A 13,042-nucleotide genomic window follows, 5' to 3' on the forward strand; every position below is an offset into this window, starting at 1 on the left:
CGGAATTATATAAATTAACAGAAGTAAGTAGGTGGGCGGAAAAATTTGTAAGTATATCATGGCGAATGCAGCAAAGGGGAATCAATCAATCCCAGGAGTTTCAAGTAATTTACATTTTGTTACATAGTTATGTTTATTTGTGTGTACCTACTTATTAGAAAGAAAGTATTGCAATTAGAAGCCGAGAAAATAGAACTATTAGAAAATTGCAATGTTGAACTAAAACAGGAAGTAGGCGACCAAACCATCACATTCAGAAAAAAATAAAGCCTGAGCAGTTAATTACTAAAGTTGCTCCTCAAATTTGCTCATCTCTAGATTTACAAGATATTCTCAATACCACAGTTGGAGAAATTAGATCGCTGTTGAAGTGACATCGCGTCATTATCTACCAATTCCATCCCAACTTAACAGGGATAGTGATCATTACTACATGGAGAAAATTTATGGGGTTTGTTGTGTATTCATCAATGTTCTGAACCCCTTCATTGGGAAGAGTTTGAGATTGAACTTCTCAAATAAACAGCTAACCAATTAGGGATCGCCATTCAACAAGCAGATCTATTTGAACAATTACAAATATCTCTAGTGCAAGAAAAAGAAGTCAGCAAGATGCGATCACGCTTTATTTCCATGCCATCCCATGAATTTCGCACACCATTAGCGAGCATTTCCTGATCTACAGGGATTATTTTACAAAATTTTAGTGATCGTCTGAATGCAGAAAAAACAGGGAGATCTAGAGACTATCCAAAAAACCATCAAGCATATTGTCTAACTTCTTGATGATGTCCTCATCATCAGCGGTTATCAGTTTTCAGTTTTCACTGTTTCCTCATTGTGGAATTATGAATTATTCATATCTCCTCCCTCAGTATTTCGGGGAAGGAGTTATTGGGGTATCGATGAACAACCAAAGGAATTAAGAGAAGACTGCAATTTACATTAAGGGGTGGATCTAGCGAAGCTGTCATCAGGGGCAAGATAGTCTGGAAAGTATTGCTATATCTACGCTAGAGTAGACCATTTCTGACTAGCATAGCACTTTTGACATCGAACTAGAATTTCTACATGGCTGATTGCTGAAGCCTAATAGCTGAATGCTTACAAGGAATTTGATATTGTCTGCAAGTAACAAAAGCCTCTGAATACAATACATATTTGTGCAAATTTTCCCTAACTGACGGCTAATATCGTGTTCGTTTGCTTACGATCAATAAAGAGGTTAATCAAAAATCTGAAAATCGACATGACATCAACGTTACCCCAACCTGAACATAGTGATTCACCCAACTGGGAAGAAGAACTAGATAGCGCCATCTTTACATTTGAAGATATTCAAGCGGAACTCAACTATACACAAGCAAAAACAGCACTGCGTAATTTAGTCAACAATCTTGACCTCAACATCCAGGAAAAATCTGGGTTGGAAGCTGAAATTGCGGACTTAGAAACCATGCTTTTAAAACTAGAAAGTATGGTGGTGCAGATTGCGGTATTTGGGATGGTAGGACGTGGTAAGTCTTCTCTACTCAATGCTTTGGTGGGTCAAGCTGTATTTGAAACTGGCCCCTTGCATGGTGTTACCCGTGCAGAACAAAAGGTGAATTGGCGTATCAGTGAAGAAGCAATAGGTACTTTAAGAGTGACTTTACCTGCTACTGGCCAGTCCCAAGTGGAATTAATTGATACTCCGGGATTAGATGAAGTTGACGGTGAAACCCGGGCTGCGTTAGCCGAACAGGTTGCAAAACAAGCTGATTTAATTCTGTTTGTGATTTCTGGGGATATGACCAAGATTGAACAGGTGGCGCTTTCCCAGTTACGAGAAGTAGGTAAACCGATGATTTTGGTGTTTAACAAAGTTGACCAGTATCCAGAAGCTGATCGGATTGCAATTTACGAGAAAATCCGAGATGACAGGGTAAGAGAGTTGCTTTCACCTGAAGAAATTGTCATGTCTGCGGCTTCACCTTTGGTAAAAACTGCTGTATTTCGTGCTGATGGTACCAAGAGTATACAATTGCGTCAATGTCATGCTCAGGTGGATGAACTAAAACTGAAAATTTTAGAAATTCTACATCGGGAAGGTAAGGCTTTGGTGGCGCTAAATTCCATGCTTTATGCTGATACAGTGAATGAGCAAGTTGTCCAGCGTAAACTGATGATTCGGGAACAGAATGCTAAGGAGTTGATTTGGAAAGCTGTAATGACCAAAGCTATTGCGATCGCACTCAATCCTTTGACTGTAGTTGATATACTTAGCAGTGTGGTTATTGATATTACCTTAATTTTAGGTTTATCTAAACTCTACGGCATCCCTATGACAGAAAGCGGTGCTGTAAAATTACTACAAAAAATTGCCCTGAGTATGGGTGGTATCGGAGCCAGTGAACTACTGGCAAACTTGGGGTTAAGTGGGTTAAAAACCTTACTGGGTATCTCTGCATCAGCCACAGCAGGAGTCGCCCTTGTCCCCTATATATCCGTAGCCATAACACAAGCAGGAGTAGCTGGTGTTTCTTCTTATGGTATTGGTCAAGTCACCAAGACTTATTTAGCTAATGGGGCGACTTGGGGGCCAGAAGGACCAAAAGCAGTCGTTAGTCGCATTTTATCAACTCTAGATGAAACTTCTATTTTGAACCGGATTAAAGATGAATTATTGACAAAGGTAAGAGGTAGAAAACAGGCGAAAGAATAAGATAGAGCGGATTTGTCGCTAACGCACCCTGCAAGATGAGCGAGCGCACAGATTGTAGTTATCCATCTTTCTTCACTTATATTTGAGGGGCGACAAGCAAGGTAAAAGCAAGACAGGAAAAAGGTTTCATGTGATAGACCCCCTGAAAAAAGGGAGAAAAAACCGTGCTTATTGACAGTAAAGTATGCTGGTATTAGACAGCTATCTGTGAGGGACAGTTTGATGATAGAAAAGAATGGTCTCGTCAAAATAACAAGACCAAACAAATAAATGCTACCGTCATTTTATCAACAAATCCTAGAAAAATACCTGAGTAATAGACAGTTAATCACCCTCAAAATGCTGGTGTGGGGACTTCAAATTCAGAAAGAAGTAAGAATAGGAAGATTAGGAGCCAACCTGCCGTTACCAATACAAGAAAATAGCCGTCTCCTCATCTACAAAGATTAGACCTCTTGCAGAATTAATTTTATGTTATAATCGTGGGTTGTCTTCGGTTTAGCCAAAAATTAGGGTTACAGGTTTATATTGAAATTACCAAGCCCAAAGAACACCAAAAATACATAAAATCTAAGACTCTATATCATACCACAGAAACAATTTTGCAATAGGTCTATTTTAAAAATAAAATGTCCTGAGTGTAGTGCTACTAAGGTTTCCAACCATTGAAGAAATTTTAGCACGCCCATTTAAACAGCCATTAAAATATATGTTCAACGTTTTAGTATTGAAGCTATGTTTAAAGATTGTAAAACTGGCGGTTATAATTTAGAAAGTTCTCAAACTTCTCACTATAGACTTATACTCCATAATTTTAGTGATTGCTTTGGCAATGACTTCTGCATGGTTACAAGGTCAAAAAACTCAATTTCAAAGAAAACAATCTTATGTTTTTCGTCCTTGTGAAAATAAAAGAAGCAGAAGAAGACACAGTGCTTTTTAGATAAGTTTATATGGTTCTAGTTGGATAATTTCTATGAATGAGTGTCAATAATTCGTCTTGGAAATGATGGCTGCCGTTCGGAATAAGCTACCATTTTATCAGCAGGGGCTTAGGGCTATGCTGGTTATCCAGCAACCTATGCAAGCCTCTTTATCGCCCCCTCAAGGGATGCCCTTGTGCTTCCAAAAATAGCCCCAGCATTGTTTCTAGGTTCTGTTTTTGATATTTCGTAGGCATCAATTCTTTGAGTTTGTCAACTAAATCTTGAGCCTGGGCAAGCATTGTCCTGCTTTTTTAGGAAATATACTTCACGGCCTTTTTCTCATATTTTGAGAAAACTGAATAGGTAAAACTTTGAGAGTATAAAACCCCGGCGCACTGTCAGGGTTTTATACCTAAAATGAAATAAGGTCAGAATTTACACAATAGTAGACATAGCGCAAAGTGGTAAATTTAGCAATCTTCCATCCTCTAACTACTTGGCGTTATAGTCTTAATTTGTGATTCAGCAACAAGACCTTATTATGGTTCAAGAACTGGAACGTAAACGCCAGAGTGCATCTTTCCCCGAATCTGCTCCAGCAGCCAATCCTGTATTTTTTAGAACCTACAGCCGTCGTACAGACGCGGGTTTAAGAGAATCCTGGAATGAAGTGTGCGATCGCACACTTAAAGGCTTAGTCGAATTAGGCAAACTGAGCCGCGAAGAAGCCGCCATTTTAGATAAAATGCAGCGCAATATGAGAGCTTTACCCAGCGGACGCTGGTTGTGGGTAGGAGGAACCAACTGGTTAACCAAACCCAAAAACTTCTCCGGTGCTTATAACTGTACCTCCACCAACCTCCTAGACTGGAAAGCCTTCGGTTTAATGATGGACCTAGCCATGATGGGTTGTGGTACAGGAGCAGTGATAGAACCACAGTATATTAAAAAGCTGCCCATCATCCGCAATCGCCTAAATATCACCGTCAAAAGTGAAATTGGTAGCACTCCTAAGGAACAGCGTCGTGAATTTACACAAACCCATATAGAAGCTAACACCGCTACTATCTACGTCGGAGACAGCCGTGAAGGTTGGGTTGAGTCCTATCAAACCCTTTTAGAACTTTCCAGCGATGAACGCTTTACAGGTGAAGTTCAGGTATTTGTAGATATTAGCGATGTGCGTCAATCAGGGGAAACCCTGAAAGGCTTTGGCGGTATGGCTAATCCTGTGAAGTTGCCTGGATTGTATCAGCGTTGTGCCTCTATTCTCAATAAGGCTTTAGGTAGACAATTAAACTCAGTTGAATGCTGTTTATTAATTGATGAAGCTGCTGTCACAATTGTTGCTGGAAATATTCGTCGCTGTCTTCCTGAAGATGCCTTAGTTCATACATCCAAAGGTCTTGTACCCATTCGTGATGTGCAAGTCGGTGACTTAGTACAAACTCCTTTAGGATTTCGTCGAGTAGTTGATAAATTCGACCAAGGATTTCAGGATGTCTATGAAATTGAAACTAATGCAACTTACCCTAGAGCAACTTTAAACCACAAACAAGCAGTCTTAGCAGATGCTAAAGGTGAAGTTAACTGGAAATCAGTTGCAAGTTTAGTGGAAGGCGATCGCCTGCTTCATAACATACAAATCCTACCTGGTACAGTTACCCATCTTCCTGCTGATCTTACAGAATCCAGCCCTTCCCAAAGCCGAACAATAAAGTCCTTGCTTGTTCCTGATCTCACACCTGAAGTAGCTTGGCTAATAGGATTGACTCACGGTGATGGCTATGTTGCCCTTGGTCGTAATAAGTATGATAAGCCCTATGGCCATGTTCAATGGTCAGTGAATAGCTTACAGATTGAACAAACAGAAATAATTCAAGCCAAAATAGATTCTGCCTTGGCTTTATTTGGACTGACTGCTACTCATAGCGTGACCAAAGGTGAAAATACTGCCAAGTCAATTTGTTCTTCTATCCGACTGGCTGAATACTTTCATGGCTATATTAAGCAGCCTAATGTTCCCTTAATAATTCCTAGTTTTATTTTGCAAGGTTCAGTAGATATTAGATCTGCTTACTTAGCTGGATTAATAGACAGTAATGGAGCAGTTAATAATCGGCTTCCCCATCTAGTTACATCAGTTTATCGCTCATTTATTAGACAAGTTGGTACTGTTTTATCCAGCTTAGGTATGGCTGCAAGAACTACCACAAGTTGTCCAGAAAAGCAGGAATGGCAAGTTAAGTACAACCTGACACTACCTGCCCTTAAACATTATTATAACGCCCTAATTGCCCCCCATTCAGTTAAGGGAGAACTGCCTCAGGGACTTAAAATGTATGGTTTTACTGTTCCTGGTGCGATGATGTGCGAAGCTTACACCTACAGCGAAATGCGAGAAATGGGTTTCCAGGGTTCTTGCACTGTTGATGCCAACTATGAACGCTATATAGCTGAAGCTGATATCTCACTGGATATTGCTGTGACAGTCAAAGGTTTAGGAAGTTACGATCATGTTCAAACTTATGACATTGAAGTGGAAGAAGCCCATTGTTTTTACTGCGACGGTTATCTGACGCATAACTCAGCTGGGATGAGACAATTCGTTGCAGAAGATGAACAAGGCGCAACTGCCAAAGATAACTTATGGCAACAAGACACAGAAGGCAACTGGCGCATAGATTCAGAACGTGATTCTTTGCGGATGGCGAACCATACGAGAGTATTTCATCGCAAACCAACATTAGAAGAATCTATCGGTGCTGTACGTAAGCAGTATTACAGTGGTGAGGGAGCAATTCAATGGGCTGGTGAAGCAGTCGCTAGGGCTAATGCTGATTTACTAAATACACCAGAATTGAAAACTGAGTTTCTGCAAGCTTACGAGCAAGGAAAAGCTCAGGATTGGATAAAAGAATACTATCCTGAAATTGATCCTGATGAGCTAGAACATAGAATAGGTAGGTTTGGGCTAAATCCGTGCGGAGAAATTGTAGGTAGTAATTTCCACTGCAATTTATCTGAAGTACACTTAAACCAACTTGACCCCGACAACTACAAAGAACAAGAGGAAGCATTTACTGCAGGGGCGCTTTCCGTAGCCGCACTGTTAAATCATAAATTTCAAGAACCCCGCTATCAATACAGTCGGGAACTTGATCCCATTGTCGGCGTTTCCTTCACTGGTTTATTTGATTTCTTTGTCCATGCTTTTGGTGTGGACTGGTTGTGCTGGTGGGAGCAAGGCAGACCAGAAACACCCGGAGGAATGGTGTTTAAACGTGGTGAGCAAAAATATCTCAGCAAATGGAGAGAAATCGTACATAAAGCGGTTTGGGAATATTGCGACAAGCACAACATCAAATGCCCTAATCGTTGTACCACAGTGCAGCCGTCTGGGTGTCTTGATCGCACAGCATTACGGATCTTTGATCAAGGTTTGCTTTATGCTGATGAAATACTCAATCCAGGTAGTGGTGAAACCGTCAACTTAAACTTGAGTGTGCGTAAAGGAATTCCCATTTCTACAGGCATTGCTAATCAACCCCTGCAACTGATTAAAGTCACTTTAAGGAATGGGCGCATCCTCCGCATGACCGCAAATCACCGTCTTTCCATCAATGGAAGTTGGGTTTATGCAGCCGATATGACTCCTGGTATGAAAATTGATTTCAGTATCGGCGAGTATAAAAATCAGCAAGATGCATCTTTACTCAATATTGATCAATTCCAGTACACACGGGAAGGAAGACAATTAGAACTCGGTCATAGTCCCGGAATCACAGCAACTATGATTAAAACACCAAAAACCATGTCTCCTGATTTGTCCTACTTTATTGGAGCATTATTTGGAGATGGCTGCTTGAGTCCTTATAAACACCACATCCGTTTTTGCAGGAATGATTACGCATTAGTCCAAAGACTGCAACAAATCGGAGAAGAACTTTTTGGTTTACAAGGACAGATTCGCAAATATTCTAACAGAGAAGCTTTTGAACTATCTTTTGCCAGCGTTCAGCTTTTTAACTGGTTGCAACTGAATGGGTTAGCAAAAATACAAGAAAGCCAAAGCCTCGAGAGAATACCCTTAGCAATTCGTTGTTCTTCTCAAGCAACCATCTTGTCTTTTTTCTGCGGTTTAATTGACACAGACGGCTGTATTCGTTCGACAGGGCGGATGTCTATTGATAGTGCCAGTGAAAAATTCCTGCGAAACCTCCAGGAAATTGGTGAAGCAGTGGGTCTGTGCTTCTCGATTTTCCATAATACCCAGGGAGAAAACAAGCAAGGTCAGAAGGATATGTGGGGCTTATGTCTGAGTCGGATGTTGTCTCAACCAGATGCCTTAGCTTATTTAAACAAAAATACCCAGAAAGCTAAAGCTCGTCCTATCCCTTCTGCAAAACGGAGTTTCAAATTTGAACCTTACACTGTAAAATCTGTAGAGTGGGAAGAAACCCCCGACTATAGTTACGATTTCGCTGTGGAAGGAATAGATGATAATGACTCCTGGTACTGGCAGGGAGGAATTAAATCTCATAACACTAAATCTCTCTTAACTGGTGCGAGTTCCGGCTGGCATCCTCCCAAAGCCCAAAGATTTATCCGCCGAATCACCTTCCGTAAAAATGACCCCGTAGCCCTAGCTTGTATAGATTATGGTTATAATGTCATCCCATCTCAATCTGACAAAGACGAAAACGGCAACTTACTCAACGATCCTTTTGACCCTAGTTGTACTGAATGGCTGGTAGAAATACCCGTTGCTGTCTCTTGGGCAGATTTACCAGGTGCTGATGTAATTGATGTGTCTAAATTCTCAGCCTTAGCCCAATTAGATTTTGTAATGCAAGTACAAAAGTTCTACACATCCCATAACACCTCTGCAACTTTAGAACTGCGTTCTGAGGAAGTTGAACCTTTAGGAAAGCGCATCTATGAAGCTATCCAAAACGATGAAGGGTATATTTCTGCGGCTTTATTAGCAAGGTTTGATGATTTACAATCTTTCCCCCGCTTGCCCTTTGAACCCATAGACAAGTCCACATATCAGCGTTTGTCTCAAGAAGTCAAGGCACGACGGAAAACAGATGACTTCTGTGCAGCACTAAGTCGTTACGATTTAGGGGAAATGATGGAAGTAGGACCAAGTGGTTGTGACTCTGATAAATGTATGTTCCCAGATCAGCCGCCAACTTCATAGGGGATTGGTGATTGGGGATTGGTGATTGGGGATTGGGGATTGGTTTAGAGAAAAAACTATTACCCATTACCCATTACCCATTACCCATAAAATAGCTTTCTAAGTTACGATTGATGAAGAATTACTAATTTTTTACGGCAATACTTGGAGAGTCTAATGTTTATTAATGAATTGTCACCCTTATTTAAAGAACTTGCCCAGCATCCAGTTTCATTTATGGGTGGGTTTGTCTCCGGTATCCTCAGACTCAACTTAGCTGAAGATCCTGTGAAAAGTTGGCTAGATAAACATATTACTTCAGGCGGTTTTCCTAAAGCTGGTACTGATGTACAGAATGGTAAAACCTCTGGACCCCAACAAATTTCAATTGATTAACCTTTTATTAACCGTTAACTGTTAGAAGTTGACGGTTAATAAATGTAAAGGCGTAATAATATTTATCTTGATTTTTTTTATCGAGCAAATCACCACTTTGAATCAATTTTATCCGATTATCAAAACACTAAAAGTATATAAGGTTATATTATATTTTTTGGTAAAATCTCATACTTTAGAAAATATCATAATCAGTTATCATAACAACAGATGCGTATGTTCAGTCTAATGACTGAATTAATTTGTGGATTTGCTAACCCTTATGGTTGATTTTCTAAGTTTCTGCCATCTGTGAATTAGAGGAGACTATGCAATGCTTACAATTTGCTTAGTTCTATATTTCCACTTGAGGCAATCGCATTTTGTTGAAAATTACGTGATCGATAATGACTATTTACGTTGGAAATCTCTCTTACCGTGCGACTGAGGCAGACTTAAAAGCCGTGTTTGCCGATTATGGTGAGGTAAAAAGAGTTGTTTTACCTACTGAGCGCGAAACCGGAAGGATGCGCGGATTTGCTTTTGTTGAAATGCTTGAAGATGCTCAAGAAGATGCTGCTATCACAGAATTAGATGGTGCGGAATGGATGGGTCGTCAAGTGAGAGTTAATAAAGCAAAGCCACGAGAGGATAACGGACGGGATGATAGTCGGCGGGGGAGTTGGAGTAGAAAACAAGATTATTAATAAACCCAATCTCTAATTATCTCAGATTTTTTTCTAGTCACCCAAGATTAGTTTGCTGAAATTTACTAGAAACGATAAAACTGTACCCGACTAGTTTTGAACTGTCTGCAAGTTTACACACTAGTCGGGGCTTTTTGTGGATCTAAATCAAGTCAGGATTGCACCAACAATTGACCATTATGTGGTAGAAAACCAATAACTGTATAAAGAAATCCAGCCAACGGAGGTGCAATAATATTGCTGCCGTAACCAGACACAAATTGTCAGCTACTGGCACGGGTATAGTGTTGTTTAGGAATCATCAGCGAGACTGAAGCAGAATAAGCTAAAGATTGAAATTGATTAAAAGTTCCAATAATAGCAAATGTGAGATAAAAGTGCCAAATTTGTAAATGATTGGTGAGATGAAGTAGCAAGATGATAATTGTGCTGACAACTGCAACTGTATCACCCACCATCATCAATAATTTTCGGTTAAATCTGTCTACAATTAAACCACTTATGGGCGTGATGATAATACTTGGTAGCAAACTAAAAAGACCTACCAAAGTGAGGGTTGTGGCTTTACCTGTAATTTCCCAGGCCCAAATTTCAATCGCAAAGTTAGTCATGTTACTACCGATGGTAGATACTAATTGACTAAGCCGAAATATCAGAAAATTACGCATACTGGCTGGTTTTGGTTGTTGTGATATTGTGATATGAAAGAAGTGGAGAAGAGGGAAGAGAAAATTTCTTTCTTCCTTTGCCCCTCTGAGCCTTTGCGTGAGATATAAAAATGTGGCTCATTGACCTAAAAATCACTGTAATAAGTAGTCGTGCAAAATAAATTTCATATTGAGGAGAGGGAACAGTGAACGGGTAAGGAGTATAGAGATTTCTGTTTTCAAAAAAATGTGCAATTAATTTTGCTCAGGTACTTATGATTTCAGTCAGTTTCGGTCATGTAACTAGGTGGGCGGAAAAATTTATAACTATGTCATGGCGAATGCAGCAAAGGGGAATCAAGCAATCCCAAGGGTTTCAAGTAATTTACATTTTGTTATATAGTTATCTTTATTGGTGTCTACCTACTTATATCGCTTGTTTGCCATTGAGATGAAAGTCTATTGGGTTGTAAATAATCATTAAGTTAAATCACCTGAGTACCATCAGTAGGTTGAGTCAAAATAATGTAATCAGTATAGGAACTATCTAAGTTTTTTCGAGCAATAGTAAATATTTATTTTAACAAATTCAGCATACTATTGTCAGTTTTGTTGACATATGAACTGTGCTTCTCGATTATTAGAATTAACTATCATGAGTTTTTTACTAAGTATTTAAATAGGTCATCTAAGATAGCATTTGCAGACAGAATATTGCCAAAAATCCAGTAACTTGAATTAACGGCATAAATTCGTTGATTTTTAAGTATATTCAAATTTTGCCATAACTGGCTGTTTTGATCTTCTTGAAAAGAATTTCCTGCACCGGGGTCTAATGCTACAAATAAAGTATCTGCATCTAATAACTCTAAACGCTCTAAACTAACCGTTACAAAAGGCAGATTTTTATTAGTAGTAAGTTGATTTTAGATTTCTGGCAGACGTATTCCTACTTCAGTAAGTAGACTGTCAGGGAATGAATACTTGGTGCGAAATTCTGAAACTTGCTTGCCAGCATAAAAGCGGCTGATGGAAACTGTTGTTTTTGCAAGTTGATTATTGACAACTGCGCGTAATTCTTGAATTCTTTGCTGATATTGCTCAAGTATTTTTTGTGCTTGTCCACTTTTATCTGTTATTTTAGCAATACGTAATAAAGCATCTCTCCAAGCAGTTTGAATATAATTAAGTCTAATCGTAGGAGCTATTTGTGAAAATAACTTGTATTCCTCATCACTGATAAAAAAACCTAAAATTAAATCTGGTTTTAACTGCACCATTTTTCCTATATTCGGTTGACTATCCTTTCCTAAAGAAACTATTCCTTCAGCTTTTTGAACTAACTTTGGTATTATGCTCCCAGCCATATTAGGCTGTGTTGCTGCTATTGGTTTTAAGTCTAGCGCCAGCAATGCTGCCATCATTGTTTGATCCAAAGCGATAATGCGCTGAGGTTGTAAGGGAATACAGCTTGCACCTAAAGGATCCTTGATTAATTTACACTCAGATGTTGATAATCTAGCCTTAGTCAAACCTTTAATTTGATGAGTATTGCTATAACAACTCTTCACTAAAATTAAGGTAATGAGCATGGAAAAACATAATTGAATACAAATATGTATGTAATTTTTTTTCATTGTCTTTCATGACTCCTTGAATAAATATTAAACAAGGTCATTAAGAACAGCATTAGCTGAGAGGATATTACCAAAAATCGAATAACCTGAATCAACAGTATATACTCGATTATTTTTAACTACATTGAGCGTTTGCCATAGAGGACTACTTTTATACTTTTTGAAATGTTCTTCTAGACCTGGGTCCAGTGCTATAAACATCGCGTCTACCTCTAACAAATTTACACGCTCTAAACTAACATTGTTATAACTAACCTTTGCACCACTACTAACCTGACGTTGCGCCAGGGGTATAGATAAATTTAATTCCCCTAAAAGACCTACAGGAAATGATAATTCATGTAGGAATTGTGTAAATTGAATACTGGTATAAAAGCGCATTGCTGAAATTTTTGGTTTTTTGAGATTTTGAGCAAAAGAGAACGGAGGCTAGACCCCGCAAAATTTCATAGATGCGATCGCCATCCGTATTGCGGTTGTACCCTATAAAGTTTCTTAAATACTTATGTATGGTAAACATACTATTCTAGTAGTCTAAGGCATCTATGATCACTGGGAAATTTATTTATTATACCTATTACAAGATTGTTTATGTGGTATGATGGAGGGTTTTAGATTTTATGTATTTTTGGTGTTCTTTGGGCTCGCTAATTAAAACATAACCCTGTAACTCTAACTTTTGGCTAAAATAAATACAGGCTCCCATTTTATCATAAAATTAATTCTGCAAGAGGTCTATTAGTTAGAAAAAATACTGAAAGCCATAGAGCCATCATTTGCTGAAGAAGTTAGGGATCTGAAGGTCATGGTAGCTTTGCAGTTCTGGAAAAGCAGTCCAAAATATCGAATTCTTTAGTTTAT

Annotated in this window: 9 protein-coding genes and 2 pseudogenes; 7 read left to right on the forward strand and 4 right to left on the reverse strand. The window is 39.0% G+C overall.

The genetic code is table 11. The features are described from left to right. Positions 1-438: 438 nt before the first annotated feature. From AAZO_RS43360 to AAZO_RS05245, 4 genes and pseudogenes are all read left to right on the forward strand, one after another. Positions 439-522: pseudogene (locus tag AAZO_RS43360) on the forward strand (hypothetical protein); the annotation flags it as partial. A gap of 66 nt (positions 523-588) precedes the next feature. After that, a complete protein-coding gene (locus AAZO_RS33325; protein ID WP_144031239.1) occupies positions 589-678 on the forward strand; it encodes a HAMP domain-containing histidine kinase in 90 nt (29 codons plus the stop codon). Between the two features lie 571 nt (positions 679-1,249). After that, positions 1,250-2,704: a GTP-binding protein gene (locus AAZO_RS05240; protein ID WP_013190453.1), complete on the forward strand. Its 1,455-nt coding sequence runs from the start codon at positions 1,250-1,252 to the stop codon at positions 2,702-2,704. A 270-nt stretch (positions 2,705-2,974) separates the two neighbouring features. Next, positions 2,975-3,154, forward strand: a complete 180-nt coding sequence (locus tag AAZO_RS05245) for a hypothetical protein (protein ID WP_085940197.1) — start codon at positions 2,975-2,977, stop codon at positions 3,152-3,154. A 643-nt stretch (positions 3,155-3,797) separates the two neighbouring features. Here the strand turns inward: AAZO_RS05245 and AAZO_RS40945 are convergent. Then, a complete protein-coding gene (locus tag AAZO_RS40945; protein WP_013190454.1) occupies positions 3,798-3,929 on the reverse strand; it encodes a hypothetical protein in 132 nt (43 codons plus the stop codon). Between the two features lie 242 nt (positions 3,930-4,171). Between AAZO_RS40945 and AAZO_RS36945 the strand changes: the two genes are divergently transcribed. From AAZO_RS36945 to AAZO_RS05260, 3 genes are all read left to right on the forward strand, one after another. After that, positions 4,172-8,836, forward strand: a complete 4,665-nt coding sequence (locus tag AAZO_RS36945) for an LAGLIDADG family homing endonuclease (RefSeq protein ID WP_013190455.1) — start codon at positions 4,172-4,174, stop codon at positions 8,834-8,836. A 156-nt stretch (positions 8,837-8,992) separates the two neighbouring features. Further along, positions 8,993-9,211 carry a ssl0294 family protein gene (locus AAZO_RS05255; protein WP_013190456.1) on the forward strand — a complete coding sequence of 73 codons (219 nt, stop codon included), beginning with the start codon at positions 8,993-8,995 and terminating at the stop codon, positions 9,209-9,211. Positions 9,212-9,597: 386 nt separating this feature from the next. Further along, positions 9,598-9,897: an RNA recognition motif domain-containing protein gene (locus AAZO_RS05260; RefSeq protein WP_013190457.1), complete on the forward strand. Its 300-nt coding sequence runs from the start codon at positions 9,598-9,600 to the stop codon at positions 9,895-9,897. Positions 9,898-10,082: 185 nt separating this feature from the next. On the opposite strand, the pseudogene AAZO_RS05265 reads toward AAZO_RS05260, so the two are convergent. The 3 genes and pseudogenes from AAZO_RS05265 to AAZO_RS05275 all read right to left on the reverse strand — a co-directional run. Next, positions 10,083-10,565 (reverse strand): annotated as a pseudogene (locus AAZO_RS05265) (MFS transporter); the annotation flags it as partial. Between the two features lie 905 nt (positions 10,566-11,470). Further along, complete coding sequence (locus AAZO_RS05270) at positions 11,471-12,181, reverse strand: iron-siderophore ABC transporter substrate-binding protein (protein WP_228371511.1); 711 nt, start codon at positions 12,179-12,181, stop codon at positions 11,471-11,473. 27 nt (positions 12,182-12,208) lie between these two features. Continuing rightward, complete coding sequence (locus tag AAZO_RS05275; protein WP_187289602.1) at positions 12,209-12,562, reverse strand: TroA family protein; 354 nt, start codon at positions 12,560-12,562, stop codon at positions 12,209-12,211. Positions 12,563-13,042 lie beyond the last annotated feature (480 nt).

It is taken from the genome of 'Nostoc azollae' 0708 (genome assembly GCF_000196515.1).
In the GTDB taxonomy this organism is placed as follows: Bacteria; Cyanobacteriota; Cyanobacteriia; order Cyanobacteriales; family Nostocaceae; genus Trichormus_B; species Trichormus_B azollae.